Source organism: Cellulomonas sp. Leaf395 (genome assembly GCF_001424125.1).
Taxonomy (GTDB): Bacteria; Actinomycetota; Actinomycetes; order Actinomycetales; family Cellulomonadaceae; genus Cellulomonas.
Map to the genome: position 1 here is coordinate 690,605 of NZ_LMQI01000002.1, position 26,313 is coordinate 716,917.

Here is a 26,313-nt window from a genome sequence, read left to right on the forward strand (position 1 = left end):
CGTTCATTGGTTCCATCATGGCATGAAGTCCAGTGTTCTGCCGGAGAAATCAGTCATGCGCCCCTCTTGTGGGTCTCGTTTCTTCCGTGTTAGAACTAACCCATGCTCTCTCACAGCGAGGTGACCGCCGACGAACGCCCGGCAGCCCCCCTGCCCGGACACCCCGGCGGCGTGCTGCACCTGCGTCGCGGCGGCACCAGCGTCGTGATCGACCTCGACGCCGTCCCGCACCCCGCCATCGTGCACTGGGGCGAGGAGCTCGCCGACTCGAGCGACGAGACGCTGCGCAACCTCGCCGTCGCCGCACGACCGCAGCGCGTCTCGGGCGGCCTGGACGAGCCGGCGCGGGCCACGCTCGTCGCCACGCAAGCCGGCGGGTGGCTCGGCACACCTGGGCTCGAGGGCCACCGCGACGGCGCCTCGTTCAGCGTCCGGCTGGAGCTCGTCGACCTCCAGGCCGACGACCACCGGGCGGCGCTGTCCCTGGTCGACCGCGACGCGCGGCTCAGCGCGCGGCTCGAGCTGCGCCTGGGCTCGGCCGGGCTGTTCCACCAGCAGCTCACGCTGCGCAACGACGGCGACTCCCCCTACACCGTCCAGGCACTGCACCTCACGTTCCCCGTGCCGTGGGACGCCACCGAGATCCTCGACACCACGGGACGTCACCTGCGGGAGCGGTCGCCGCAGCGACACCCCTTCGGCTACGGGACGCACCTGCGCGAGAGCCGCCGAGGCCGGCCCGGCGCGGACGCCACCCTCGTGCTGGCCGCCGGGCGGCCCGGGTTCGGCTTCGAGCGCGGACGCGTCCACGGGGTGCACGTCGCGTGGAGCGGCAACCACCGGCTCCTCGCGGAGCGGTCCGTCTCCGGTGAGGCCGTCCTGGCCGGCGGCGAGCTGCTGGCGCCCGGCGAGGTCGTCCTCGCACCGGGCGCGTCGCTCACGTCGCCGGACGTGGTCGGGTCGTGGGGGGACGGGCTCAGCGAGCTCGCCCACCGCTTCCACGACGAGTGGCGCCGGCGCCCCGCCCATCCCCGCCGGGCACGGCCGATCACCCTCAACACGTGGGAGGCGGTCTACTTCGACCACTCCCTCGAGCGGTTGACGGCCCTCGCCGACGCCGCCGCGTCCGTCGGGGTCGAGCGGTACGTGCTCGACGACGGCTGGTTCGTGGGCCGTCGCGACGACACCGCGGGCCTGGGCGACTGGTACGTCGACGCGACGGTCTGGCCCGAGGGGCTGCATCCCCTGGTGGACCACGTCCTGGCCTGCGGCATGGAGTTCGGGCTGTGGGTGGAGCCCGAGATGGTCAACCCGGACAGCGACCTCGCGCGTCGGAACCCGGACTGGATCCTGCGCGCACGCAGGTCGCTGCCGCCGTCGGCACGCCAGCAGCAGGTGCTCGACCTCGCGCACGAGGACGCCTATGCCTATGTCGCGGCCCGCTTGCACGCGCTGCTCGACGAGTACCCGATCGCCTACCTGAAGTGGGACCACAACCGCGACCTGCTCGACGCCGGGAGCGGTCCGGAGGGGGTGGCCCGGGTGCGCGAGCACACGCTCGCCCTCTACCGCCTGCTGGACGAGCTCAAGGCCGCGCACCCCGGGCTGGAGATCGAGAGCTGCGCCTCGGGAGGTGCGCGCGTCGACCTGGGCATCCTGGCCCGCACGGACCGGATCTGGACCAGCGACACCCTCGACCCGCTGGAGCGCCTGGTGAACCAGCGGTACACGGCGCTGGTGGTTCCCCCCGAGCTGATGGGCATGCACCTGACCAGCCCCGTCGTGCACTCGACCGGGCGGACCGTCGACCTCGACTTCAGTGCCGCGGTCGCGCTGTTCGGCCACGTCGGGATCGAGTGGGACCTCACCGCGACCGACGACGAGACCCGCCGGCGCATCGCCGCGTGGGTCGAGTACGCCAAGAGCATCCGCCCGCTGGTCGCGACGGGCCGCACCGTCGACGTCGACGGCACCGAGCCGGGCATCGACGTCCGCGGCATCGTCGCGAACGACGGCGCGTCGGCGGTGTTCACCCTCACGCAGACCGACACGACCGCCGCCTACCCGCCGGGACGGGTCCGGATCCCCGGGCTCGACCCCGCCCGGCGCTACCGGCTCCGGACGGTGGGCGGCTCGACGAGCGCCGCGGCTCAGTCGGGGCTCTCATGGCAGGAGCACGACATCACGCTGACCGGCCGAGAGCTCGACGCCGTCGGGCTGCGACCCCCGGTGCAGTACCCCCAGAGGTCCACGGTCATCGAGCTGACAGCCGAGAACTGATCGTGGCGACAGGCGCAAGGAGGCGCACGATGAGACAACGACTGACGCGGCGAGGTCGCGCGGCAGCGGCGGCGGGGGCGATCGCCCTGCTGGCCGTCGTCGGCGGCTGCGCGGACGACCCGTCCGACGACGGCGTGACCACCCTGAACTTCTTCCAGTTCAAGGGCGAGGCGCTCGAGGACTTCGACGAGATCATCGCCGACTTCGAGGCGGAGAACCCCGACATCCGCGTCGTGCAGAACCAGGTCGCCGACGCGGACACGGCCATCCGGACGTTGCTGGTGAAGGACAAGACGCCCGACGTCATCACGCTGAACGCCAGCGGGAACTTCGGCCGCCTCGCCCAGGCCGGGGTCTTCTACGACTTCTCCGACGAGCCGGTGCTCGACACGATCAACCCGGCGGTGCAGGAGATCCTGGCGGACCTCGGCACGTACGGGGACGAGGTCAACGGCCTGGGCTACGTCAACAACGCCAACGGGGTCATCTACAACCAGGAGATCTTCGACGCCCAGGGCCTGGAGGTCCCCGAGACGTGGGACGAGCTCGTCGCCGTCTGCGACGCGCTCGAGGCCGCCGGCATCACTCCGTTCTACGGCACCCTGGCCGACTCGTGGACCGGGCTGCCGTCCTTCAACGCCCTCGGCGCCTACCCCGCGATGGACGACTTCTTCGACAAGATGCGCGAGCAGGGCGAGGACACGGGCCCGGACTCGGAGGTGTCGTTCCAGAAGGACTTCGTCGAGGCGATGGACCAGCAGTACGAGCTGTTCGGGTACATGCAGGACGGCTACCGCGGCGCGACCTACGACGACGGCAACGCTGCGTTCGCCAACGGCGAGGTCGCCATGCTCCTGCAGGGCATCTGGGCGTTGAGCCCGATCAAGGGCATCAACCCGGACATCCAGGCCGGGATCTTCCCGTACCCGGCCGCGGACGACCCCGCCGACCGGGTGCTCGTCTCCGGTGTCGACGTCGTCGTGACGATGGGGAAGGACTCGCCGCGCCAGGAGGAGGCCCTGCGGTTCATCGACTACCTGTTCGAGAAGGACGTGATCGAGGAGTTCGCCGCCTCGCAGAACATGGTGCCTTCCGTGAAGGGTGCCGAGCTGAGCGACGAGCCGGCGATCCAGTCGGTCGCGCCGTACTTCGACGAGGGCCGCATCGCGGGCTTCATCGACCACCAGATCCCGCCCAGCATCCCGCTCGCGGCGATCGACCAGCAGTTCCTGTTCAGCGGCGACGCGGAGGCCGCGCTCGCCACCCTCGACAGCGAGTGGAGCAAGGTCGCCGCTCGCACCATCCCCGTGACGGGAGAATGACGATGACGTCCTCCACGCAAGCCCTGCCCGCGGCACGCGGCGCAGGCGGTGCCGACGCACCCCCGGTGCGGCGCGGCACCAAGGACCGCGCGCAGTCCACGTTCTACTGGATGGTCTGGCCGGCGGTCATCGCGTTCTTCCTGTTCCACACCGTCCCGGTGCTCGTCGGCATCTTCTACAGCTTCACCAACTACGCCGGCTACGGTGCGTGGAACTTCGTCGGCCTGTCCAACTACGTGAACCTGTTCAAGGACGACCGCATCCTGGCGGCCTACGGGTTCTCGTTCCTGTTCGCGATCGCCGCGACCGTGCTGACGAACGCGATCTCGCTGGCCATCGCGATGGGCCTGAACGCCAAGATCATGGCGCGCAACCTCTTCCGTGGCGTGTACTTCGTGCCCTACGTCCTGGCGGCACTGGTCATCGGCTACGTCTTCCAGTTCCTCTTCTCGAGCTCGCTGCCGAAGATCCTGTCGGGCATCCCGCTCTTCGCGGACAACATCCTCACGAACGAGACCTGGGCGTGGACCGCGATCGTCGCGCTCGCCGTCTGGCAGGCCTGCGCCTTCACGATCATCATCTACCTGTCCGGGCTGCAGACGATCCCGCGCGAGCTCTACGAGGCCGCGTCCCTGGACGGGGCCAAGCCCTGGCGACAGTTCTCGTCGATCACCTTCCCGCTGATCAGCGCGTTCTTCACGATCAACGTCGTGCTGAGCCTCAAGGGCTTCCTGCAGGTCTTCGACCAGATCGTCGCCCTGACGAACGGCGGTCCGGGCACGGCGACCGAGTCCGTGACCCTGCTCATCTTCCGAGGCGGTTTCTCCGGCGGGGAGTTCGCCTACCAGTCGGCGAACGCGGTGATCTTCTTCATCGTCATCACGATCGTCTCGCTGTTCCAGTTCAAGGTCCTTCAGCGCAGAGAGGCGGACTTCTGATGACCACCGCAGGAACCGCGCTCGGCCAGGCCGAGGCAGTGCTCCCGGAGCCCCGGCGCAGGCGCACGAAGAACGTCGCCGACGACGACTCCCGCAAGATCAACTGGTGGGTGACCGCTCTGATCGCAGTGTGCTCGCTGACGATCCTGATCCCGCTGTACCTGGCAGTCGTCGTGGCCCTGAAGACTCCCGACCAGCTCGCCGCCGGGACCGGCTTCGAGTGGCCGAACCCCGTCCGCTGGGAGAACTTCGCCGAGGCGTGGGAGCGGACGAGCTTCCCCCAGGCGCTCATGAACACCGCGATGATCACCGTCGGGGCGGTCGTCCTCACGCTGCTGACCAGCTCGGTCGTCGCGTACGGCATCGCGCGCAACATCCACCGACCGTTCTTCAAGGGCGTCTTCTTCTACCTGCTGGCGGCCCTGTTCATCCCGTTCCCGATCATCATGCTGCCGCTGGTGAAGCAGACCTCGCTCCTGGGCCTCGACAACCAGGCGGGCATGATCGTGCTCTACACGATCTACGGGTTGTCGCTGAACATCTTCATCTACACCGCCTACATCCGCTCGATCCCGATCGAGCTCGAGGAGGCGGCGCGGGTGGACGGCGCGTCGACCTGGCGGGTGTTCCGGCAGATCATCTTCCCGCTGCTGACCCCGATGAACGCGACGGTCGGCATCCTCACCTGCGTGTGGGCGTGGAACGACTTCATCATGCCGCTCGTGGTGCTGACCGACCCCGGGGCGCGGACCCTGCCGCTCGCGCAGTACGTGTTCCAGGGGCAGTTCAACACCGACTACACGGTGGCGTTCGCGTCCTACCTCATGGCCATGGCGCCCCTGCTGGTGGTCTACATCTTCAGCCAGCGCTGGGTCATCTCCGGCGTCACGCGGGGGTCGATCAAGTAGCGCACGTCAGCGCGCGAACGGCCCGGTCCTCGAAGGACCGGGCCGTTCGACGTCGCTCAGATCAGCACCGCGCCCTTCGACGCCGACTGCACCAGCTTCGCGTACTTGGCCAGCACGCCGCGCGTGTACGTCGGAGGCAGCGGTGCCCAGCCGACCTTGCGGGCCTCGAGCTCCTCGGCGCTGACCAGCACGTCGAGCTTCCCGTTCGCCACGTCCAGCTGGATCCGGTCGCCGTCCTCGATGAACGCGATCGGTCCGCCGTCGACGGCTTCGGGCGCCACGTGCCCGACGCACAGCCCGGTGGTGCCCCCGGAGAAGCGGCCGTCGGTGAGCAGCAGCACGTCCTTGCCCAGACCGGCGCCCTTGATCGCGCCGGTGATGGCGAGCATCTCGCGCATGCCGGGACCGCCCTTGGGCCCCTCGTAGCGGATGACGACGACGTCGCCCGCGACGATCGTGCCGTCCTCGAGCGCGTCCATCGCGGCACGCTCCCGCTCGAACACGCGGGCGGTGCCCTCGAACACGTCGGAGTCGAAGCCTGCGGACTTCACCACGGCACCCTCGGGAGCCAGCGAACCGTGCAGGATCGTGATGCCGCCGGTCTTGTGGATCGGGTTGTCCAGGGCGCGCAGGATCTTGCCGTCGGGGTCCGGCGGGTTCACGTCCGCCAGGTTCTCCGCGACCGTCTTGCCGGTGACCGTGAGGCAGTCCCCGTGCAGCAGGCCCGCGTCGAGCAGCGCCTTCATCACGACCGGGACGCCGCCGATGCGGTCCACGTCGTTCATGACGTAGCGGCCGAAGGGCTTCAGGTCACCCAGGTGCGGCACCTTCGCGGCGACCCGGGAGAAGTCGGCCAGCGTCAGGTCGACCTCGGCCTCGTGCGCGATGGCCAGCAGGTGCAGGACCGCGTTGGTCGAGCCGCCGAACGCCATGACGACGGCGATGGCGTTCTCGAACGCCTCCTTGGTCATGATCTGGCGCGCCGTGATGCCCTGGCGGAGCAGCTCCACGACGGCCTCGCCGGACTTGTGCGCGAACGCGTCGCGGCGACGGTCTGCGGACGGCGGGGCCGCGGAGCCGGGGATCGACATGCCGATCGCCTCGGCCACCGACGCCATCGTGTTGGCGGTGTACATGCCGCCGCAGGCACCCTCGCCCGGACAGATGGCGCGCTCGATGCGGTCGACGTCCTCGCGGCTCATGAGCCCGCGCGCGCACGCGCCGACGGCCTCGAACGCGTCGATGATCGTGACGTCCTTCTCGGTCCCGTCCTCGAGCTTGACCCAGCCCGGCGCGATCGACCCGGCGTACAGGAACACGCTCGCCAGGTCGAGGCGCGCGGCGGCCATGAGCATGCCCGGCAGGGACTTGTCGCACCCGGCCAGCAGCACCGAGCCGTCGAGGCGCTCGGCCTGCATGACGGTCTCCACCGAGTCGGCGATGATGTCGCGGCTCACCAGCGAAAAGTGCATGCCCTCGTGGCCCATCGAGATCCCGTCAGAGACCGAGATGGTGCCGAACTCGAGCGGGTACCCGCCCGCCGCGTGCACGCCCGCCTTGGCCGCCTGGGCCAGCCGCTGCAACGACAGGTTGCAGGGCGTGATCTCGTTCCACGAGCTGGCGACGCCGATCTGCGGCTTGGCGAAGTCGTCGTCACCGAGCCCCACCGCACGGAGCATCCCGCGCGAGGCGGTGGCCTCGAGACCGTCTGTGACGGTGCGCGAACGGGGCTTGATGTCGACGTCTCCGCGGGGAGAGGCGGCGGTGCTGCTGGGGGCGTTGTCGGACGTCACGGTCATGCTCGCGAGTGTAGGACTGCCGTCGGCACACACGGCGGGAGGGCCACCCTGCGGACGGCAGCGCCCGACGTCGTCAACCCGGCGGCCCTCAGCGGGGCGGGGCCGTCGATCCTCGCTCGACCAGCGACGTCACGAGCTGGATGTGGGTCTGCTCGACCGGCCCGCCGTCCATGAGCGTGATGAGGAGCGCGATGGCCGCGGCACCCATCTGCTGGATCGGCTGGTGCACGGTGCTGAGCGCCGGGGTCGTCAGGGTCGACTCCGGGATGTCGTCGAACCCGATGATCGAGATCTCGCCCGGGACCTGCAGACCCAGCTCCTGGGCGATCTCGAGCGTGCCGATCGCCGAGAGGTCGTTGGCCGCGAAGATGGCGGTCGGGCGCTCGGGCAGGGTCAGCAGCTCGCGGGCGGGCTCGTGCGTCGAGTCCTTGCGGTAGTCCCCCTCGCGCATCAAGCCGGGGTCGACCGCGATGCCCGCGTCGGTGAGGGCCTTGCGGTAGCCGGCCTCCCGCAGCCGGGAGGACTCGAGGTCCGACCGCCCGCCGATGAAACCGATCCGGCGGTGGCCGAGACCGAGCAGGTGCTCGACAGCCTGCACGGCCCCGGTGAGGTTGTCCGAGTCGACGGTCGGGAGGCCCGACGGACCCGCGTGCGGGTCGATGGCGACGACGGGGACACCGGCGTCCGCCTCCAGGACGGTGGGGGTGACGAGCACGGCACCGTCGATCAGCGTGCCGCTGAGCCGGGAGAGATAGCGGCGTTCCCAGCCCACCCCACCCGTCAGCTGGCCGCCCGTGTAGGCGAGCAGCGCGTAGCCGGAGTCACCGAGCCCGAGCGAGGCCCCCTTGAGGATCTCGGCGCTGAAGGGCTCGAACTCGGCGACGAGGATGCCGATCACGTTCGTCTTGTGGGACCGCAGGCTGCGAGCCACGAGGCTGGACTCGTAGCCGAGCTCCGCGATCACGGCCTGCACGTGCGAGGTCGTCCCGCTCGCGACGCCGTAGCGCTCGTTGATCACCTTGGAGACGGTCGCTGTGGACACGCCTGCCTTGCGCGCGACATCGGTGATCGTCACCCGGGGACCCATGCGCTGAGCGTACTGCAACGAAATCGTTATCGATAACGTTTATTACCGCGAAATCCCACGTGCGTCGCGCCGGGCGACGAGACCATGGTAACGACCCGCTCTCGCTGCTGACCAGCGAGGCGCGCGCTGGGACGTCGTCACTCCGTCGGCACGTAGTCGAACCGCTCGAGGTGCGCGATGGTCCGGGTCGGGCGCCCGTTGCTCGAGGCGTACGCGCCGATCCACAACCCGACGAACCCGCCTGTCGTGACCGAGTCGAGCGCCCGCCCGTCGACGACGGCGACCGTCACCGGTCCGGCCCCTGACCCGTGCGCCAGCAAGGAGTAGTCCTGCCCTCGGGCGCGCATGGTCAGCTCTACGGCGTCGTCGCCCTGCCCCAGCGAGAGCTCGCCCAGGGTCGACTCGACCCCGCGGCGTCGGTGCACGGCGACGACCTTCCGACCCGACCCGCCGTCACCGCCGGTCACGACCAGGCGCACGTGGTCGTCCTCCGACTGGCGCACGGCGAGCCCGACCTCCTCCTCCGCACGGAGCGCGGCGCGGACGGTCGCGCGCACGTCGACCTCCGCGTGCTGCTGCCGGACCCCGAGGAACGCCGGGGTGAGAGGGTCGCTCAGGGTGCTCGGCCCCAGGCGCAGGTCCCAGCCGTCGCCGCGTGCCGACGCGAACTCGGCCGCCGGACGGCGCAGCGACGTCCACCGCGGGTCGTCCGGCCGGACGGTGCCCGAGGCGCGCCCCTGCGCCACGCCGGGGCGCCACTGCCCGGCGAACGGCACCTCCACCTCGCTCGTCACCCGCCCGACACCTGGGGCGAACACCGGCCACCCGTCCTCCCAGGCGACAGGGACGAGGAACGTCTCGCGGCCGAGGTTGTCGTGATAGCCGCCGTAGGGGCGCGTTCCCAGCACGACCGCCCACCACGTCCCGTCCGCCGCCTCGACGAGGTCCGCGTGCCCGACGGCGGCCACGTCCGACCGGCGACCGAGGTGCCGGTGGGTGAGGACCGGATTGCCCTTGTTCCCCACGTAGGGTCCGGTCACCGAGTCCGCACGCGCGACGGAGACGGCATGGTGGAACTCGGTGCCGCCCTCGGCGGCCAGGAGGTAGTAGGTGCCGTCGACCTTGTAGAGGTGCGGCGCCTCGGCCCACACGACGTCCCGGAGCGCCCCGTTCCAGACGACGTGCTCGGGCCCGACGAGCTGCAGGGTCCCGGGGTCGAGCTCCCGCACCCAGATCTCGGTCTGGTCGTGCCACTGGGGATCCCGGGCCAACCGGGTGCCGTGCACCCAGACCCGGCCGTCGTCGTCGAAGAAGATCGACGGGTCGATGCCGTCGGCGTCGAGCCACGTCGGGTCGGACCACGGACCGGCAGGGTCGGTCGCGGTCATCACGAAGTTGCCGCCCCGGGTGGAGTCCTGCTGGTCGACCAGCGTGCAGACCAGCCAGAACGTGCCGTCGTGGTGCCGGAGCGTCGGCGCGTACAGGCCACCGGACGACGCGATCCCGTCGAGGTCGAGCTGGCTCGACCGGTCGACGACGTGCCCGATCTGCTGCCAGCTCGCCAGGTCGTCGCTGCGGAAGATCGGCAGCCCGGGGAAGTACTCGAAAGTCGACGTGACGAGGTAGAAGTCCTGCCCGACCCGGCAGATCGTCGGGTCGGGGTAGCACCCCGGCAGCACCGGGTTGCGCACCAGGGTCACGACACGACGACCTTGACCTCCACCGAACGCGCATCGGCCGTCGTGACCGGGTGGACGTCGCCCGTGATCGCGACGACCGCACGGGCGGTCGCCGTGCCGGGGATCTCGCGCGCCTCGGCAGGCCTGCCGTTGGAGATCACGCCGCCGGTGGACTCCTTGGTGCTGGCGCCGACATGGGAGGCCGCGGCGTGCGAGCCGATCCACACCTCGACGTCGCCAGGCTCGACGACCCGCACCATGCGACGGTCGGAGAACGCGAACCGCGTGGTGGGGACCGAGAAGGTCACCCGGCTGGACGCTCCGGGCTCGAGCTCGACCCGCGTGTAGCCGAGCAGCGCCGCCACGGGGCGTGCGATCGTGCCCTGGACGTCGTGCCCGTAGAGCTGGACGGTGTCGGCGCCCGCGACGGACCCCGTGTTGGTCACCGTCACCGCGGCCGCGAACGTCCCGTCCGAGGCGACCGATGCGTCGACGACCAGGTCGGAGTACGCGAACCGGGTGTACGACAGGCCGAAGCCGAACGGACGCAGCGGTGTGGAGTCGGTCGACGTCACGTCGGACGGCCCGCCGAGGACCGGGTGCAGGTAGGAGTACGGCTGCGCACCGGCCGAGCGCGGCATCGAGACCGGAAGTCGACCGGACGGGTTCACGGCACCCGTGACGACCTCGGCGACAGCGAGCCCGCCGCCCTCGCCGGGGAAGAACGCCTGCAGCACCGCACCCGGTCGCGCGCCGGCGCCGTCGAGGGCCCAGCCGATCGCGTAGGGGCGGCCGGTCAGGAGCACCATCACGACCGGTGTACCGGTGGCCACCAGAGCCTCGACGAGCTGACGCTGGACGCCGGGCAGGTCGAGGGACTCGGAGTCGTTGCCCTCCCCCACGGTGCCACGGCCGAACAGGCCCGCCTGGTCACCCACCACCACGACGGCGACGTCGGCGCCCTCGGCGGCAGCGACGGCGTCGGCGAAGCCCGAGGTGTCCTCACCCTCGACCGCGCAGCCCTCGGCGAAGACCAGCTCCGGGAGCGCCATGCCGACCCGGTCGAACGCCGAGCCAAAGCCCTCGAGGACCGTCGGGATCTCGAAGCCGAGCGGCAGCTCAGGGTGGTGGGCCAGGACGTGGTTGGCGAACGAGTAGCAGCCCATGAGGGCCTGGGCGCGGTGGGCGTTGGGGCCCACGACAGCGACGCGCGCCGGTGGCTCGGCCCAGCTGTTCAGCGGCAGCACGCCGTCGTTCGACAGCAGGACGACCGACTCCTCGGCGAGGCGGCGGGCCAGCTCCTGGTGCCGCGAGGAGTTGAGGTCGATCGCGGTCGGCGGCTCGCCCTCGAACGCGTCCGGGTCGAGCAGGCCCAGCTCCTCCTTCTGGGACAGCGCCCGCAGGACCGCCCGGTCGACGAGTCGCTCGTCGACCGCGCCCGCGCGGACGCGGTCGACCAGCGGCTGCAGGTACGCGTCGCCGGCGGGCAGCTCGATGTCGATGCCGGCCTCGAGCGCGAGCGCGGCGGCCTCACCCCTGTCGGCGGCGATGCCGTGCATGACCTGGAGGAACGCGATCGCGAAGTAGTCGGCGACGACGACACCGTCGAAGCCCCACCGCTCGCGCAGGACGGTCGTGAGGTACTCCGCGTTCGACGCGACCGGGACGCCGTCGATGTCGGCGTACGAGTTCATCACCGACCTGGCACCGCCCTCGAGGATCGCCATCTCGAACGGCGGCAGGAAGACGTCGGCGATCTCGCGCGGACCCGCGCTCACAGGAGCGTGGTTGCGGCCCGACCTCGAGCCGGAGTAGCCGACGAAGTGCTTGAGCGTGGCGTGCACGCCCGCTTCCTGCAGGCCGCGGACGTAGGCCGTGCCGATGGTGCCGACGAGGTACGGATCCTCGCCGATGCACTCGTCGACGCGCCCCCATCGCGGGTCGCGGACGACGTCGAGCACCGGGGCGAGGCCCTGGTGGATGCCCAGCTCGCTCATCGAGTCACCGATCGCGCGTGCCGCGTCGTGCACGAGCTCGGGGTCGAACGACGCGCCCCAGGCGAGCGGCGTCGGGTACGTGGCGGCCTGCCACGCCGCGAGGCCCGTGAGGCACTCCTCGTGGACGAGGGCAGGGATCCCCAGGCGCGTCTCGCGCTTGAGCCGGCGCTGCTCGGCCCACAGCCAGGCCGCGCGCTCGACCGGGTCCACCGGACGGGTGCCGTAGACCCGCGTGTAGTGGCCGAGACCGTGGCGCGTCAGCTCGCTGAGCCTGCCGGAGACCTGCTGGCCGGCCGACATCTCCGACTGCATCGGCGCGACCGTGCCGTCCTGGTCGAGCCAGTAGCCCACGAGCTGGGCCAGCTTCTCCTCGAGAGTCATCTGCGCGTGCAGCGCGCGCACGCGCTCGGTCACCTGGGGCATGGCGGGTAGGGCGTCGACCACGGGGTCCTTCTCCTTAGTCATGACATGGGGGGTGCGCCGGTCGGCGGTCGGGCAGCCGCACGCACGCGCGGCCCGCCGCCATCGCTCCGGCTGGTGTCAGCCCTTGACCGCACCGGTGAGGCCACCGACGATGCGACGCTCGAAGATCGTGAAGAACAGGAGCGCGGGGATCATCGACAGCGACGTGAACGCGAGCACCCGGGCGGTGTCCACGGAGTACTGCGACGCGAACGCCTGGACCCCCAGCGGGAGCGTGTAGCTGTTCTCGTTGTTGAGGATGAACAGCGGGAGCAGGTAGCTGTTCCAGCTGGCGATGAAGGCCAGGATCCCGACGGTCACCACGCCCGGGATCGAGAGCGGGATCACCATGCGGAAGAAGAACCCCAGCCGGCTCGCGCCGTCGATCGAGGCGGCCTCCTCCAGCTCCTTGGGGATGGCCCGCAGGAACGGCACCAGGATGATGATGGTCGTCGGCAGGGCGAAGGCGATCTGCGGCAGGATGATGCCGGCGAGGCTGTCGCTCAGGCCCAGGCCGCGGATCATGATGTAGAGCGGCGTGATGGCGACCGTCATCGGGAACATCAGGCCCGCCGCGAAGAGCGCGTACAGAGCGGCTCGGCCCGAGAAGTTGTACCGGGCCAGCACGAAGCTGGCCGCCACGCCCAGGACGACGACGCCGAGGGTGGTGAAGAGACCGCAGATCACCGAGTTGAGGACCTGGCGCCAGAAGATCGAGCTCTGCAGCACCTCGGCATAGTTGACGAACTGCCACGTCGACGGGAAGCCCGACGGGTCCACCGTGATCTCGGCGTTCGTGCGAAAGCCGCCGATGATGATGTAGAGCACCGGGACGATGCACAGCCCGACCAGGGCCCACGCGATGACGTAGGTCGCCCAGCCCGCCCGGCTCAGGCTCGGCCGCTTGCGGCCGGCCACCGGTCGCGGGGCCGTCGGGCTCAGCGGGGGCGCGGTAGTCGTCGCCATCACTTCTTTCCTTCCGTGAGCGCACCCTCGGTGTCGCGCCTGAGCACGAACCGCTGGTAGGTCAGGGCGACGACGAGCGAGATGAGGAACAGGACCACCGCGACGGCGCTGCCGTAGCCGTAGTTCGCGGCGTTGCGGCCGTTGACCACCATGTAGGTGGCCATGGTCGAGGTCCCGGCCGTCGCGGCGACGTACTGGCCCCAGATGATGTAGACGAGGTCGAACAGCTGCAGGGCCCCGATGATCGACAGGAACGCCCAGATCCGGATCGTCGGACCGAGCAGCGGCAGGGTGATGCGCCGCTGGGTCTGCCAGTAGGACGCCCCGTCGATCGCCGCAGCCTCGAAGAGCTCCTCCGGGATGCTCTGCAGGCCGGCCAGGAACAGGATGACGGCGAAGCCGATGTACTTCCACGTGATGATCATCATCAGGGTCGCCATGGCCACCTGCGGGTCGGACAACCAGTCGACGGTCCAGTCCGGTAGCCCGATCTTGATGAGCACGTCGTTGACCGCGCCGTTGGTCTGGAGCATGAGGCTCCAGCCCGTGCCGACGATCACCTCGGAGATCACGTAGGGCACGAAGATCAGCACCCGCACGATCGACCGCCCGCGCATCTTCTGGTTCAGCAGGAGCGCGAGCAGCACCGCGGCGGGGCCTTGCAGGACGAGGGACAGGATCACGATGACGAAGTTGTGCCGCACCGCGTCGATGAACGTGCTGTCCTGGAAGATCACGACGTAGTTCTGCAGACCCACGAAGTCGGTGGGCGGGCCGAAGCCCTTCCACTTGAAGAACCCGTAGTACCCCGCCAGGACCACCGGGAAGATGACGAACGCGGCGAACATCAGGACGGCAGGGCCGGCCAGCAGGGCGATCTCGAGGCGTTGCCGCCACGGAGACGTCCCGACCCGGTAGACCGGGGACGACGCCGTGTCGGCGCCGTCCCCGTCCACCGAGGAGTCCTCGGGCGAGGGGACCACGGCGAGCTTGCCCTCGCCCAAGGAGTCACTCATGGTGCCGACTACTCCTTCGCCGCAGCGTCGACGACGCCCTGGACGATCGCGGCCGAGTCACCCTGGCCGGCGAGCAGGTTCACCACGCCGGTGTTGAGGGCGTTCCCGACGTTCTGGCCGTACAGCGTGTCCAGCCACAGCGAGACGTACGGCGCCTCGTTGTACGAGGCGAGGACGTCCAGCAGGGCCGGCTCCGTGACGACGCCCTGCGCCTCCTGGCTGGCAGGGAGGGTGTGGAACGCGTTGGCGTAGCCCTCCTGGTACTTCTTCTCCATCGCGAAGTTGAGGAACTCCGAGCACTCCGGCGGGGCGTCCGTGGAGCAGGAGAAGCCGTCGAGGCCACCCATCATGGCGCCCTCGGCACCGTCACCGCCCTCGATGGACGGGAAGGGGAACCAGGCCAGGTCGGGCAGCGGCTTCTTGTCCGGCGTCAGGGACGCGATCACGCCCGGGTCCCACGCACCCATGAGCTCCATCGCCGCCTGGTGGTTGGCCACCAGGCCGGCCGACGAACCGGCGCCCTGCTGGGCGGAGGTCGTCAGGAAGCCCTGGTTGAACGGCTCGGTCGCGGAGAACGCCGCGAGCTCGTCGCCCGCCTTCTCCCAGCACGGGTCGTCGAACGTCATGTCCGCGGCAGCCTTGTCCAGCGTCTCCTGCGAGCACGCGCGCAGCGCGAAGAAGTAGTACCAGTGCGCAGCGGGCCAGGCGTCCTTCGCGCCGAGAGCGATCGGGGCGATCCCGGCGGCCTTGAGCTTGTCCACCGCGCCCTCGAGGTCCTCGATCGTCTTGGGGGTGTCGGTGATCCCGGCCTGCGCGAACAGGTCTTTGCTGTAGTAGATGCCGCCCGGGAGGATCGACATCGGCATGCCGTAGACCTTGTCGTCGATGGTGAAGGCGTTGAACGCCGCGTCGCCGACTGCGGTCCTCGTCGCGTCGTCCACCGTGATCTCCTGCGCCTGACCGGCTTCGACGACGTCGGCCAGCTTGCCCCCGCCGCGCGCCATGAAGATGTCGGGCGCGTCGCCCGAGTTCAGCGCGGTCTGGAGCTTGCCGTCCATGTCCTCGTTCTGGATGGACTGGATCGCGATCGTCACACCGGGGTTCGCGGCCTTGAAGTCCGCCACGGTGGCGTCCCAGTAGGCCTTGCCCTCACCGGTGGTCGAGTTGTGCCAGAAGGTCATCTGGGTGTCGCCGCTGTCGCCGCTGTCCCCGTCGTCGCCACCACCGCTACAGGCGGTGAGCCCCGCGGCACCCATCACCATGGCGGCTGAGACCGCCAGGAGCTTGCGAGCAATCATGAGATCTGTCCTCTTCGTCGAGTTGCACAGAGTGGAAAGCTGCCCCTTGCTTGGCGAACCGCTACTGCCACCGGAGCGTCAGCCGTGCTGCCCGCACCGTCCGTCACCGCCGCAGATCGGCATCTCCGCCGGTCCCGCGTCCGCCTCGCAAGGGCGGCACCACCTGGACAGTGGTGCGGTTCCTTCACGCGCCCCGGTCACCGCTGACAGGGGCCCGCGATCGCCACTGTGGCACCGACCACCCCGACGGGTCAATCGTTATCGATAACGTTTTACTAACGCTCGTGCGACCAGCCCTCGCTTGCCCTGTGCTCGAGCGTGCTCAGCTGTTCCGGCGCGACTGCCAGGTGCAGACGCACACCTCATTGCCCTCGACGTCGGCCAGGATCGTGAAAGCCGGCGCCCGGTCGTCGCTGACCAGGCGCCCGCCCGCGGCGATCGCCGCAGCGATGCGCGCCTCGGCCTGGTCGTGCGGGACGGTGATGTCGACGTGGATCCGGTTGCGCTGCGGACGGGGCTCGTCCATCTGCTGGAACCAGATGGCAGGACCGATCCCCGCCGGGTCGGTCACCTCGTCGTCGCTGGCGTCGTATCCCATGACGGCCGCCCAGAACGGCACCACCGCAGGGATGTCGAGGGCGTCGATCGCGATCTCGAGGATCTCGCTGCGAGGGACGTCGCCCTCCAGGCCAAGCTCGTCGGCCAGCGCGCTCACCGTGGCGGCGAGGTCGACGTCGCGCTGGGTCAGGCCCCCGGCGTCGTGGCTCGTGGTGGTCACGGTGACCTGACCCCAGCGCAGCACGACGTCGGGGTGGTGGTTCGCCTCGTCGGCAGCGGCCGCGATCCGCGAGACGAACGCGGCGGCGGTGCTGAAGTCGGGCGTCGAGAAGGTCGCCCGCAGCGACTGGAGGAGCACGCGCCAGTGCCGCGAGTCCACCGCAGCCGTGACGTCGGAGTGCCGCAGAAGCGTGGTGTCAGCCATGCCGTCCACACTGCCACCGCGGCGTCAGCGGTGCACCGTCGCGCCGTCGTCCGAGTCCACGCGGATCGTGCCGCGCACCACCCCGACGGGCGACGCGACCGGTCCGCGGTTACCGTCGCCCGGTGCCGACGATTCACTGGTTCCGCCGCGACCTGCGGCTCGCGGACAACCCCGCGCTGCTCGCGGCCGTGGACCAGGCGCTCGCCGCCGACGACGAGGTCGTCCCGCTGTTCGTCGTCGATCCGGTGCTCTGGCGCTCGGCCGGCGCGCCCCGCCTGACCTACCTCGCGCGGAGCCTGCACGCGCTCGACGAGGCGCTCGACGGGCGGCTCGTGATCCGTGCGGGGCATCCGTCCGACGTGGTGCCGGCGGTCGCGCGGGAGGTCGAGGCGCCGGCCGTGCACGTCACCGCGGCGACCGAGCCCTACGGGCGGCGCCGGGACGACGCCGTCGAGCGCGCGCTCGAGGTGCCGTTGGTCCGCACCGGCTCGCCCTACGCCGTCGCGCCCGGCCGCCTGACCACGCAGGCGGGGACACCGTTCCAGGTGTTCACGCCCTTCCGCGGCGCCTGGCTCGACCACGGCTGGTCCGCGCCCGCGCGCCGACCCCAGCGGACGCCCTGGGCGCACGCCCGCTCCGACGCCCTCCCCGAGGTGCCCGCCACGGACGTGCGGCTCCCGCCGGCCGGGGAGCGCGCCGCGCAGGGGCGCTGGACGGAGTACCTGCACGACGGGCTCGCCGAGTACCGCACCCTCCGCGACCGTCCCGACCTCGACGGCACCTCCATGCTGTCGATCCCGCTCAAGTACGGCGAGCTGCACCCGCGCACCCTGCTCGCGGACCTGGCGCAGGCGCCGTTCGACGTCGGCACGTTCCGGTCCGAGCTGGCCTGGCGCGAGTTCCACGCCGACGTCCTCTGGCACCACCCCGACGCCGCCCGGCGATCGCTGCGGGTAGTCGTGCCGGAGGACTCGTGGGACGACGGTGACGCCGCCTTCGAGGCCTGGGCGGGAGGCCGGACGGGCTACCCCTTCGTCGACGCCGGCATGCGGCAGCTGCGTGCTCTCGGCTGGATGCACAACCGCGTCCGCATGGTCGTGGCGTCGTTCCTGGTCAAGGACCTGCACGTGCGCTGGCAGCGGGGTGCCGCGCACTTCATGGACCGACTGGTCGACGGGGACGTCTCGCAGAACCAGCTCAACTGGCAGTGGGTGGCCGGCACCGGGCGGGACGCGGCACCGTACTTCCGGGTGTTCAACCCCGTGACGCAGGGCGAACGGTTCGACCCCGACGGTTCCTACGTGCGGCAGTGGGTGCCCGAGCTGCGCGGCATCCCCGGGCGCGCCGTGCACCAGCCCTGGAGGCTGGGCCTCGACGCGCCCGAGGACTACCCGCTGCCGATCGTCGACCATGCGGTGGAGCGCAAGGTCGCCCTCGACGACTTCCAGCGCGGCCGCGACGCCTAGGCCCCGCCCGCCGGCAGCTCGAGCTGGCGCAGGCGCGAGCAGGTCCCGGTCATGTGCTTCTCGAGGGCGATCCGGGCCGACCGGGTCGCCGCCGCTCACCGGAGTCCCGATGCATCAGCGGGCATACGCTCGACGTCGACGGCGGCCTCTGCATGCACTGACCTCGCCCGGCACCGCCCGGACGTCGCACTCTGGCGTGCACGGTCCGGCCCGCGGCCACCGAGCACGTCCCGGCAGAGAGGCACTTCCCATGATCGAGACGATCCAGACCGTCGCCGTGGTCGGCGCGGGATACATGGGCGGCGGGATCGCCCAGTCGCTCGCCCAGACCGGGTTCGAGGTCGTCATCGCGGATGCGTCGGCCGACGCGGCGGCCGCGCACCTTGCCCGTATCCACGGCGAGGCCGAGCAGCTCGAGGCTCAGGGCCTGTTCCCTGCGGGCAGCGCCGAGCTGGTACATCGCAACCTGCGGTCGGCACCCAGCATCGAGGAGGCCGTCGCGGGCGTCGACTTCGTCGAGGAGGCCGTCAGCGAGATCCCGGGCGTCAAGCACGACGTGCTCCGCCGGGTCTCGGCGGCGGCGCGTCCGGACGCGATCATCGGGAGCAACACGTCGACCATTCCCGTCCACGTGCTCGAGACGGCGGTGTCGGGACCGGAGCGGTTCCTCACCGTGCACTGGAGCAACCCGGCGCCGTTCATCCCCGGCGTCGAGCTCGTCGTCGGGCAGCACACCGACCCCGCCGTGCTGCCGGTCGTGCAGGACATGCTGGCGCGGGCTGGGCGGTCGAGCGCCCTGGTGGCAGACGTCGCCGGGTTCGTGCTCAACCGCCTGCAGTTCGTGCTGCTCAAGGAGGCGATGTCCATCGTCGAGGACGGCGTGGCGACCGCCGACGATGTCGACACCATCGTCCGGTCGACCTTCGGGTTCCGGCTGCCGTTCTTCGGACCGTTCGCCATTGCGGACATGGCCGGACTCGACGTGTACGTCAACGGCTTCGAGACCTTCACCGAGGCCTTCGGCTCGCGCCTGGCGCCGCCCGCCCTGCTCACCGAGGCCGTCGCCGCCGGTCGGCACGGCACGAAGAACGGTGCCGGCCTGCTCCGCGACTACTCGCCCGAGGAGGTTCACGCGCTCGTCGCCTACCGGAGCGAGGCGTACAGCCGCATGGCCCGCCTGCTGCAGGAGCTCGGGCCGGCGCCGCTCCCGGCACCCCGGGCGTGACGTCGCGCCCCGACAGCACGGGTCGCCACACCGCCCACCACCCGCTCGACGAGGAGTGCGTCCCATGACACCCGGCTCCCCCGCACCGGCCCGTTGGACCGCCGAGACGTGGCCGATCGGCGCCGCGCTGCTCCAGTTCCCCGGCGACGTCGCCGGCGGCACGTCGCTCACCGACGGGCCGCCGTCCGGCTGGCGTCCGGCGCTCCGCGAGGTCGCGCTCGCGGGCTTCCAGCACGTCGACCTCACCGACTCCTGGGTCCGGGTCGCGGACCTGACCCCGGAGCGGCGTTCGGCGCTGACGGAGGTCGCAGGGGAGCTGGGGCTCGCGTTCAGCAACGTGTCCGTGACGCGCAAGAGCGTCATCGACCCAGACCCCGACCGCGCCCGGACGAACCTCGACTACGCGCTGCGCAGCGTCGACGCCGCAGCCGAGATGGGCGTCACGAGTGTCTGCCTCGGCCTGCACCAGCCGCTCACCCCCGCCCAGCTCCAGGTCCAGTGGTTCTGGCTCGCGCCCGGGGCGGAGGACCCGGACGACCCGGCGGTCCGCCACCAGGCCGTCGAGCGGTTCCGGCGCATCGGCGAGCACGCCGCCGGGGCCGGCGTGCAGATCTCGCTCGAGATGTACGAGGGCACGTACCTGGGGACGTCACAGAGCTCGGTCGACCTCGTGCGCGACATCGGCCTGGAGAACGTCGGCCTGTGCCCTGACATCGGCAACATCGTGCGCCTGCACCGGCCCGTCGAGGACTGGCGGACGATGCTCGAGCGCATGCTGCCGTACACGAACTACTGGCAGGTGAAGAACTACCTGCGCGACCACGACCCGGCGACCGGCGCCTACTTCTCGGCGCCCGCTCCCCTGGAGTCGGGATTCATCGACTACCGCACGGCGATCGGCATGGCGATCGAGGCCGGGTTCGACGGCCCCCTGTGCGTCGAGCACTACGGCGGGGACGGCCTGAGCGTGTCGGCCGCCAACCGCGAGTACGTCCGCCGGATCCTCACCGCGAAGCTCGGAGACTGACATGACGCGTCTCGTCAACGACCCCGAGCAGCTCGCCGCGGACGCGGTCGCCGGGTTCGCCGCCGCGCACCCCGACCACGTCGTGGCCGTGCACGACGAGTCAGTCGCCCCCGACGACGTCCACCGTGGCCGGGAGTCCTAGGCCGGGACGAGGTCCCGTCCCGACTCCTCTGTCGCCTCCTCGATCGCTGCCCGCGACGCGGCACCCGTGTCGCGGAAGTGGCCGATCGCGGCGAGCAGCAGGCCGAGGAGCGCCCACGACGCCAGCGCGACCCAGAGCTGCGTGGTGTCGGCCTGCGGGAAGTACGACTCGTCGCGCAGGAGCGCGGCGGCGGCGCCCGGGGGCATCCACTGGCCGATCGCGCCCCACGGTGCGGGCAGCATCTGCCACGGCTGGGCGGCCGACGCGATCGGGTTGGCGACGAGCAGGAAGAGCACCGGACCGATCGCGATGCCGGGCCGGCCGACGACCGAGACGACGCCCACGATCACGCCACCGATCGCGAGGATCGCCAGGCCGATGATGCCCGCGTTGACCCAGTACGAGCCCGCGAGCGCGCCGAACCAGCCCTGCAGGACACCCGCGACCGCGAGCCCGCCGAGGGCCGAGTAGGCCGTGACCGCGGTGACCCGGCGCCAGACGCCGACGACCGTGACCGAGATGGCGACGCCGCCGATCATCCCGCCGATGACCAGCGGGAACGTGACGGCGCCGAGGATGGCGCCGCGAGGGTCGCCCTCGAGCAGTGGGGCGAGCTCGGTCACCGTGACGGGGACGCCCACCTGCGCCTGCAGCGTGGGGGCGAGTGCCGTGAGCTGTTGCGTGACGAGCGGGCTGCCGCCGGAAGCGACGAGGATCTCGGGCTGCTCCCCCAGCACCAGCGCGCCGTACGCCTCACGGGTCCCGACGAGGTCGACCGCGGCGGCGCGGTCGGCGGCGGGGATCACCTCGAACGCACCGGGGGCGCGGTCGTCGAGACCCTGGACGACCGGCGCGACGGCTGCGGCAGGACCGGCGACGGCGACGGGCAGGTCGCGCGGCTCGGAGGTGGCCGCCGGCCAGAGGAAGGCGAGCACCAGGACGGTCAGGACGGCGGCCAGTCCGGCGCCCACGCCGACCAGGTGACGCCACGGGGAGTGCGGGTGCGGGTGCATGGCAGGTCCTCTCATAAACCGAACGTTCGTTCTTGTATAGGAAAACTCCCGCGAGTCGGAGTTGTCAAGAACGATCATTCGTTTTTCTCGTTCTATAGTGGAGCGTGCCCAAGGTCACCGAGGAGTACCGGGTCGCCCGCCGGGACGAGATTGCCGAGGCGGCCCTGCGCGCCTTCCGCCGCAAGGGCTTCCAGGCGACGTCGATGGCGGAGATCATCGCGGAGTCCGGGCTCTCCGCCGGCGCGATCTACGGCCACTTCGCCAGCAAGGACGCGATCATCGTCGACGTCGCGTCGCGGGTCGTCGGCAACCGGATCCTCGACATCGAACGGCTCGCGCGGACCGAGCCGCTGGCCCCGCCGCCGACGCTGCCCCGGGTGCTGGTGGCGGGCATGCTCCGCGCGCTGGGCAACCCCGCGATCATGCTTCAGCTCTGGGGCGAGGGCGTCACCGACCCGCAGGTGAGGGCCGTGGCCCACGGCGTGGTCGTGCGGCTACGCGCCGCCCTCGAGGAGTACACGTCCCTGTGGCACCAGCGCACGCACGGCGTCCCGCCGGACGAGGCCGACGTGCTCGCCGCCGAGCAGGTGCCGCTGCTGATCTCCGCCGTGCAGGGGTTCGTCGTCCAGTCGGCGCTCGTGCCGGAGTTCGATGCCGAGGCCTATCTGACCAGCATGGAGAAGTACCTGCCCCGCTGAGCCCTACGACGGGATCTGGCTCGCCCGGTACTCGTCCTCGAGCAGGGCCATGATGATGCCGTCGCAGAAGCCCGGACCGTCCCGGTACGCGTCGCGCTTGCGGCCCTCGACCCGGAAGCCGAGGTTCTCGTAGAGCGACTTGGCTCGGGCGTTGATGCTCAGCACGTCGAGCTCGACGCGGTGCAGCCCCAGGCCGTCGAACGCGAGGCCCAGGATGAGCTGGATCGCCTCGGTGCCGTACCCGCGCCCGCGGTAGCCCGGGCGCATCGCGAGACGCAGGTTGGCCGAGCGGACGACCTCGTCGATCTCGTTGAGCACGATCTCGCCCAGGTACTCGTCGGACCCGTTCGCGGTCACCGCCAGGTCGATCCGACCGTCCCGCGACGATATCGTCGCGCACCACTCCTCGATCTGCGGGCGCGTGAACACCTCCGTGGTCCCGGTCAACCGGTTGCCCTCGGCATCGTTGACCGACTCCCACACCGCGTCCGCGTCGCGTGCCCGGATCGGGCGGAGCACGATCATCTCGCCCTGAAGGGTGGGCTTCTCCATCGCTGCCTCCTGTCGCCGTGGCGAACGGTACGGCTCGGGTGTGGCGGGGACGTTACCGGCGGATCACGGTGACCCGTCAGCGCCCCGCCGTCGTCATGAGCACAGAGCGCTGACCCCGTCCTACTCCGTGATGCGCTCCAGCAGCAGCTCACGGACGCGGCCGGCGTCGGCCTGCCCGCGGGTGGCCTTCATGACCGCGCCGATGATCGCGCCGACGGGACCGAGGTTGCCGGAGCGGATCTTCTCCGCGATGTCCGGCTGGGCGGCCAGCGCGGCGTCGATGGCCTCGAGCAGGGGGGCGTCGTCGGACACGACCTCCAGGCCGCGCGCGACGAGCACCGTCTCCGGGTCACCCTCGCCGGCGAGCACGCCCTCGAGGACCTGGCGGGCCAGCTTGTCGTTGATCCGGCCGTCGTCGACCAGCTTCTGCAGCTGCCCGATCTGCGTGGGCGTCACCGGCAGCTCGGCCAGCTCGACCTCCTGCTGCTTGGCGGTGCGGGCCAGCTCACCCATCCACCACTTGCGTGCGGCGGCCGGGCTGGCCCCCGCGGCGATCGTGGTCTCGATGAGCTCCACGGCACCCGCGTTGACGACGTCGCGCATCTCGGCGTCCGCGTAGTCCCACTCGGCCTGCAGCCTGCGGCGGCGGGCTGCGGGCAGCTCGGGCAGGCTCGCGCGGATCTCCTCGACCCACGCGCGGTCGGGGGCGATCGGGACCAGGTCGGGCTCCGGGAAGTACCGGTAGTCCTCCGCGTCCGACTTCACGCGGCCCGACGCGGTGGTGCCGGTGTCCTCGTGCCAGTGGCGCGTCTCCTGGATGATCGCGATGCCGTCGTCGAGCACGCCCGCCTGGCGGCTGACCTCGTAGCGCACGGCCCGCTCGACCGACCGGAACGAGTTCACGTTCTTGGTCTCGGTGCGGGTGCCCAGCGGCGAGCCGGGCGTCGGGCGGATCGACACGTTGACGTCGGCGCGCACGTTGCCGCGCTCCATGCGGGCCTCGGAGACCTCCAGCGCACGGAACAGGTCACGCAGCGTCTGCACGTACGCGCGGGCCACCTCGGGCGCCCGTGCGCCGGCACCGGTGATCGGCTTGGTGACGATCTCCACCAGCGGGATGCCCGCGCGGTTGTAGTCGACCAGCGAGTACTCGGCGCCGTGGATGCGTCCGCCGGAGCCGCCCACGTGCGTGTTCTTACCGGCGTCCTCCTCCATGTGCGCGCGCTCGATCTCGACGCGGAAGATGCTGCCGTCGTCGAGCTCGACGTCGACCCAGCCCTCGTACGCGATGGGCTCGTCGTACTGCGACGTCTGGAAGTTCTTGGGCACGTCCGGGTAGAAGTAGTTCTTCCGGGCGAACCGGCACGTCTCGGCGATCGAACAGTTGAGCGCGAGGCCGATGCGGATCGCGTACTCCACCGCCACCCCGTTGACGACGGGCAGCGACCCGGGCAGACCCAGCGAGACGGGCGTGACGGAGGTGTTCGGCTCCTCGCCGAACCCGGCCGGAGCGCCGTCGAACATCTTGGTCTTGGTGCCCAGCTCGACGTGCACCTCGATGCCGATGACCGTGTCGTAGCGCGCGACCGCGTCGTCGTAGTCGACCAGCGTGCTCATCGGGCCACCTCCAGCTCAGGAGCCTTGAGCAGCAAGGGCCCGCCCCACTCGTTCTCCAACAGGGCCTCGAGCGCGGCACCAACCCGGTACAGCCGGTCGTCGGCCTTGGCGGGAGCCAGCACCTGGAACCCGACCGGCAGGCCGTCGTCGGACAGGCCGCTCGGCAGCGACAGGCCCGGCACGCCCGCGAGGTTGGCGGGGATCGTCGCGACGTCGTTGAGGTACATCGCCAGCGGGTCGTCGAGTTTCTCGCCCAGCTTGAACGCGGTGGTCGGCGCCGTCGGGGAGACCAGCACGTCGGCCGACTCGAACGCCGCCGTGAAGTCGCGCTGGATGAGCGTGCGGACCTTCTGCGCCGAGCCGTAATAGGCGTCGTAGTAGCCCGCCGACAGGGCGTAGGTGCCCAGGATGATCCGGCGCTTGACCTCGTCGCCGAAGCCCTGGCCGCGCGTGGCGGACATGACGCGCTCGGCGGTCGGGTTGTCCTCGGGCACGACGCGCAGGCCGAAGCGCATGCCGTCGAACTTGGCCAGGTTGCTGGACGCCTCGGCCGGGAGGATCAGGTAGTACGCGGCGAGCGCGTACGTGAAGTGCGGGCAGGAGACCTCGACGATCTGGGCACCCGCACCGCGCAGCAGCTCGAGCGACTCCTCGAACCGCGCGAGCACCCCGGGCTGGTAGCCCTCGCCCTGCAGCTCGCGGATGACGCCGACGCGCACGCCGGTCAGGTCCGCCGTCGCGCCCTGCTGGGCGGCGGCGACGAGCGCGGGCAGCGGCTCGTCGATGGACGTCGAGTCGCGCGGGTCGTGGCCGCCGATGAGCTCGTGCAGGAGCGCGGAGTCGAGGACCGTGCGCGTGACGGGCCCCGCCTGGTCGAGCGAGGACGCCAGAGCGATGAGCCCGTAGCGGGACACCCCGCCGTAGGTGGGCTTGACGCCGACCGTGCCGGTGACGGCCGCGGGCTGGCGGATCGAGCCGCCCGTGTCCGTGCCGATGGCCAGCGGCGCCTCGTACGCGGCGACCGCCGCAGCGGACCCACCGCCGGAGCCCCCGGGGATCCGGTCGAGGTCCCACGGGTTGTGGGTGTTGCCGTACGCCGAGTGCTCCGTGGACGACCCCATGGCGAACTCGTCCATGTTGGTCTTGCCCAGGATCGGCAGCCCGGCCGCCTTGAGCTTCTCGACGAGCGTCGCGTCGTAGGGCGGGATCCATCCCTGCAGGATCTTCGAGCCTGCGGTCGTCTCCAGGCCCTTGGTGACGACGACGTCCTTGACGGCGATCGGCACCCCGGCGAGAGCGTGCAACGACTCCCCGGCAGCGCGGCGCGCGTCGACGTCGGCCGCAGCGGCGAGCGCTGCCTCCCCGCTGACCTGCAGGAACGCGTGCACCGCGTGGTCCACGTCGGCGATGCGGTCGAGGTGCGCCTGCGTCGCCTCGACGCTGGACACCTCCTTGGCGGTCAGCTTGTCCGCGAGCGCCGCGGCCGAGAGCCGGGTCAGGTCGGTGCCCATCAGGCGTCCTCCCCCAGGATCTGCGGGACCGCGAACTTGCCGTCGATGTGCTCGGGTGCGGACGCGAGCACCAGGGCGCGGTCGACCGGCTCCACGGGCACGTCGGGGCGGAACACGTTGGTCAGCGGCAGGGGGTGGCTGGTGGCCGGCACGTCGGGCGTGGCGATCTCGCTCACGCGGGCGACCGACTCGACGATGACATCGAGCTCGCCCGCGAGGCGATCGAGCTCCGCCGACGTGAGGTCGATCCGTGCCAGGCCCGCCACGCGCGCGACCTCGTCGCGAGAGAGGGTGGACATGGGCCCGAGTCTAGACGTGGGCCGGGTGC

The 26,313-nt window shown here is 70.9% G+C and carries 22 protein-coding genes; 9 read left to right on the plus strand and 13 right to left on the minus strand.

Annotated features, from left to right (window positions below):
* The first annotated feature begins 102 nt into the window (after positions 1-102).
* Genes ASG23_RS07430 through ASG23_RS07445 form a run of 4 tightly spaced genes read left to right on the plus strand, consistent with a single transcriptional unit; the run spans position 103 to position 5,448 of the window.
* Positions 103-2,280: an alpha-galactosidase gene (locus ASG23_RS07430; RefSeq protein ID WP_082515932.1), complete on the plus strand. Its 2,178-nt coding sequence runs from the start codon at positions 103-105 to the stop codon at positions 2,278-2,280.
* Between the two features lie 29 nt (positions 2,281-2,309).
* A complete protein-coding gene (locus tag ASG23_RS07435) occupies positions 2,310-3,602 on the plus strand; it encodes an ABC transporter substrate-binding protein (RefSeq protein ID WP_056022357.1) in 1,293 nt (430 codons plus the stop codon).
* 2 nt (positions 3,603-3,604) lie between these two features.
* Positions 3,605-4,540, plus strand: a complete 936-nt coding sequence (locus tag ASG23_RS07440) for a carbohydrate ABC transporter permease (protein WP_056022359.1) — start codon at positions 3,605-3,607, stop codon at positions 4,538-4,540.
* The gene (locus ASG23_RS07445; protein WP_055922676.1) at positions 4,540-5,448 is read left to right on the plus strand and encodes a carbohydrate ABC transporter permease; all 909 of its coding nucleotides are present in this window, start codon (positions 4,540-4,542) and stop codon (positions 5,446-5,448) included. Before ASG23_RS07440 ends, ASG23_RS07445 begins: the two co-directional genes overlap by 1 nt.
* 56 nt (positions 5,449-5,504) lie before the next feature.
* Here the strand turns inward: ASG23_RS07445 and ilvD are convergent, their stop codons facing one another.
* The 8 genes from ilvD to ASG23_RS07485 form a co-directional block, all read right to left on the minus strand.
* Positions 5,505-7,247 carry a dihydroxy-acid dehydratase gene (gene ilvD, locus ASG23_RS07450; RefSeq protein ID WP_056022362.1) on the minus strand — a complete coding sequence of 581 codons (1,743 nt, stop codon included), beginning with the start codon at positions 7,245-7,247 and terminating at the stop codon, positions 5,505-5,507.
* Between the two features lie 88 nt (positions 7,248-7,335).
* Complete coding sequence (locus ASG23_RS07455) at positions 7,336-8,334, minus strand: LacI family DNA-binding transcriptional regulator (protein WP_056022365.1); 999 nt, start codon at positions 8,332-8,334, stop codon at positions 7,336-7,338.
* A 137-nt stretch (positions 8,335-8,471) separates the two neighbouring features.
* Positions 8,472-10,034, minus strand: a complete 1,563-nt coding sequence (locus ASG23_RS07460) for a glycoside hydrolase family 43 protein (protein ID WP_056022367.1) — start codon at positions 10,032-10,034, stop codon at positions 8,472-8,474.
* Positions 10,031-12,475 carry a glycoside hydrolase family 3 N-terminal domain-containing protein gene (locus ASG23_RS07465; protein ID WP_056022370.1) on the minus strand — a complete coding sequence of 815 codons (2,445 nt, stop codon included), beginning with the start codon at positions 12,473-12,475 and terminating at the stop codon, positions 10,031-10,033. The genes ASG23_RS07460 and ASG23_RS07465 overlap by 4 nt, the downstream gene beginning before the upstream one ends.
* 75 nt (positions 12,476-12,550) lie before the next feature.
* Positions 12,551-13,438: a carbohydrate ABC transporter permease gene (locus ASG23_RS07470; protein ID WP_082515935.1), complete on the minus strand. Its 888-nt coding sequence runs from the start codon at positions 13,436-13,438 to the stop codon at positions 12,551-12,553.
* Positions 13,438-14,454 (minus strand): carbohydrate ABC transporter permease, encoded by a 1,017-nt coding sequence (locus ASG23_RS07475; RefSeq protein WP_082515936.1) that lies wholly within the window; start codon positions 14,452-14,454, stop codon positions 13,438-13,440. Before ASG23_RS07475 ends, ASG23_RS07470 begins: the two co-directional genes overlap by 1 nt.
* Positions 14,455-14,462: 8 nt before the next feature.
* Positions 14,463-15,752 (minus strand): extracellular solute-binding protein, encoded by a 1,290-nt coding sequence (locus ASG23_RS07480; protein ID WP_056022373.1) that lies wholly within the window; start codon positions 15,750-15,752, stop codon positions 14,463-14,465.
* Positions 15,753-16,074: 322 nt separating this feature from the next.
* Complete coding sequence (locus tag ASG23_RS07485) at positions 16,075-16,734, minus strand: 4a-hydroxytetrahydrobiopterin dehydratase (RefSeq protein ID WP_056022376.1); 660 nt, start codon at positions 16,732-16,734, stop codon at positions 16,075-16,077.
* A 122-nt stretch (positions 16,735-16,856) separates the two neighbouring features.
* Here ASG23_RS07485 and ASG23_RS07490 point away from each other — a divergent pair, with 122 nt between their 5' ends.
* From ASG23_RS07490 to ASG23_RS19835, 4 genes are all read left to right on the plus strand, one after another.
* On the plus strand, positions 16,857-18,200 hold the full coding sequence (locus ASG23_RS07490) for a cryptochrome/photolyase family protein (protein ID WP_056022379.1): 1,344 nt from the start codon (positions 16,857-16,859) through the stop codon (positions 18,198-18,200).
* A gap of 250 nt (positions 18,201-18,450) precedes the next feature.
* A complete protein-coding gene (locus ASG23_RS07495; RefSeq protein ID WP_056022383.1) occupies positions 18,451-19,425 on the plus strand; it encodes a 3-hydroxyacyl-CoA dehydrogenase family protein in 975 nt (324 codons plus the stop codon).
* Between the two features lie 64 nt (positions 19,426-19,489).
* A complete protein-coding gene (locus ASG23_RS07500) occupies positions 19,490-20,452 on the plus strand; it encodes a sugar phosphate isomerase/epimerase family protein (protein WP_056022386.1) in 963 nt (320 codons plus the stop codon).
* 1 nt (position 20,453) lies between these two features.
* Positions 20,454-20,594: a hypothetical protein gene (locus tag ASG23_RS19835; protein ID WP_157465574.1), complete on the plus strand. Its 141-nt coding sequence runs from the start codon at positions 20,454-20,456 to the stop codon at positions 20,592-20,594.
* Here ASG23_RS19835 and ASG23_RS07505 read toward each other — a convergent pair.
* Positions 20,591-21,607: a hypothetical protein gene (locus ASG23_RS07505; protein WP_056022389.1), complete on the minus strand. Its 1,017-nt coding sequence runs from the start codon at positions 21,605-21,607 to the stop codon at positions 20,591-20,593. The genes ASG23_RS19835 and ASG23_RS07505 overlap by 4 nt on opposite strands.
* Before the next feature lie 104 nt (positions 21,608-21,711).
* Here ASG23_RS07505 and ASG23_RS07510 point away from each other — a divergent pair, with 104 nt between their 5' ends.
* Positions 21,712-22,305, plus strand: a complete 594-nt coding sequence (locus ASG23_RS07510) for a TetR/AcrR family transcriptional regulator (protein WP_056022391.1) — start codon at positions 21,712-21,714, stop codon at positions 22,303-22,305.
* A gap of 3 nt (positions 22,306-22,308) precedes the next feature.
* Here the strand turns inward: ASG23_RS07510 and ASG23_RS07515 are convergent, their stop codons facing one another.
* From ASG23_RS07515 to gatC, 4 genes are all read right to left on the minus strand, one after another.
* A complete protein-coding gene (locus ASG23_RS07515; protein WP_056022395.1) occupies positions 22,309-22,857 on the minus strand; it encodes a GNAT family N-acetyltransferase in 549 nt (182 codons plus the stop codon).
* 120 nt (positions 22,858-22,977) lie between these two features.
* Positions 22,978-24,474, minus strand: a complete 1,497-nt coding sequence (gene gatB, locus ASG23_RS07520) for an Asp-tRNA(Asn)/Glu-tRNA(Gln) amidotransferase subunit GatB (RefSeq protein WP_056022398.1) — start codon at positions 24,472-24,474, stop codon at positions 22,978-22,980.
* The gene (gatA, locus tag ASG23_RS07525; protein ID WP_056022401.1) at positions 24,471-25,985 is read right to left on the minus strand and encodes an Asp-tRNA(Asn)/Glu-tRNA(Gln) amidotransferase subunit GatA; all 1,515 of its coding nucleotides are present in this window, start codon (positions 25,983-25,985) and stop codon (positions 24,471-24,473) included. The genes gatB and gatA overlap by 4 nt, the downstream gene beginning before the upstream one ends.
* A complete protein-coding gene (gene gatC, locus ASG23_RS07530) occupies positions 25,985-26,284 on the minus strand; it encodes an Asp-tRNA(Asn)/Glu-tRNA(Gln) amidotransferase subunit GatC (protein WP_056022405.1) in 300 nt (99 codons plus the stop codon). Before gatC ends, gatA begins: the two co-directional genes overlap by 1 nt.
* Between the last annotated feature and the right edge of the window lie 29 nt (positions 26,285-26,313).

Excerpts from the sequence above, each read along its gene's own strand:
- ASG23_RS07470 (WP_082515935.1), bottom strand. The coding sequence starts at position 13,438 with ATGGCGACGACTACCGCGCCCCCGCTGAGCCCGACGGCCCCGCGACCG.
- ASG23_RS07515 (WP_056022395.1), bottom strand. The coding sequence starts at position 22,857 with ATGGAGAAGCCCACCCTTCAGGGCGAGATGATCGTGCTCCGCCCGATC.
- gatA (WP_056022401.1), bottom strand. The coding sequence starts at position 25,985 with ATGGGCACCGACCTGACCCGGCTCTCGGCCGCGGCGCTCGCGGACAAG.
- ASG23_RS07445 (WP_055922676.1), top strand. The coding sequence starts at position 4,540 with ATGACCACCGCAGGAACCGCGCTCGGCCAGGCCGAGGCAGTGCTCCCG.
- ASG23_RS07435 (WP_056022357.1), top strand. The coding sequence starts at position 2,310 with ATGAGACAACGACTGACGCGGCGAGGTCGCGCGGCAGCGGCGGCGGGG.
- ASG23_RS07430 (WP_082515932.1), top strand. The coding sequence starts at position 103 with ATGCTCTCTCACAGCGAGGTGACCGCCGACGAACGCCCGGCAGCCCCC.
- ASG23_RS07475 (WP_082515936.1), bottom strand. The coding sequence starts at position 14,454 with ATGAGTGACTCCTTGGGCGAGGGCAAGCTCGCCGTGGTCCCCTCGCCC.
- ASG23_RS07485 (WP_056022376.1), bottom strand. The coding sequence starts at position 16,734 with ATGGCTGACACCACGCTTCTGCGGCACTCCGACGTCACGGCTGCGGTG.
- ASG23_RS07495 (WP_056022383.1), top strand. The coding sequence starts at position 18,451 with ATGATCGAGACGATCCAGACCGTCGCCGTGGTCGGCGCGGGATACATG.
- ASG23_RS07480 (WP_056022373.1), bottom strand. The coding sequence starts at position 15,752 with ATGATTGCTCGCAAGCTCCTGGCGGTCTCAGCCGCCATGGTGATGGGT.
- gatC (WP_056022405.1), bottom strand. The coding sequence starts at position 26,284 with ATGTCCACCCTCTCTCGCGACGAGGTCGCGCGCGTGGCGGGCCTGGCA.
- ASG23_RS19835 (WP_157465574.1), top strand. The coding sequence starts at position 20,454 with ATGACGCGTCTCGTCAACGACCCCGAGCAGCTCGCCGCGGACGCGGTC.
- ASG23_RS07505 (WP_056022389.1), bottom strand. The coding sequence starts at position 21,607 with ATGCACCCGCACCCGCACTCCCCGTGGCGTCACCTGGTCGGCGTGGGC.
- ASG23_RS07500 (WP_056022386.1), top strand. The coding sequence starts at position 19,490 with ATGACACCCGGCTCCCCCGCACCGGCCCGTTGGACCGCCGAGACGTGG.
- ilvD (WP_056022362.1), bottom strand. The coding sequence starts at position 7,247 with ATGACCGTGACGTCCGACAACGCCCCCAGCAGCACCGCCGCCTCTCCC.
- gatB (WP_056022398.1), bottom strand. The coding sequence starts at position 24,474 with ATGAGCACGCTGGTCGACTACGACGACGCGGTCGCGCGCTACGACACG.
- ASG23_RS07455 (WP_056022365.1), bottom strand. The coding sequence starts at position 8,334 with ATGGGTCCCCGGGTGACGATCACCGATGTCGCGCGCAAGGCAGGCGTG.
- ASG23_RS07440 (WP_056022359.1), top strand. The coding sequence starts at position 3,605 with ATGACGTCCTCCACGCAAGCCCTGCCCGCGGCACGCGGCGCAGGCGGT.
- ASG23_RS07465 (WP_056022370.1), bottom strand. The coding sequence starts at position 12,475 with ATGACTAAGGAGAAGGACCCCGTGGTCGACGCCCTACCCGCCATGCCC.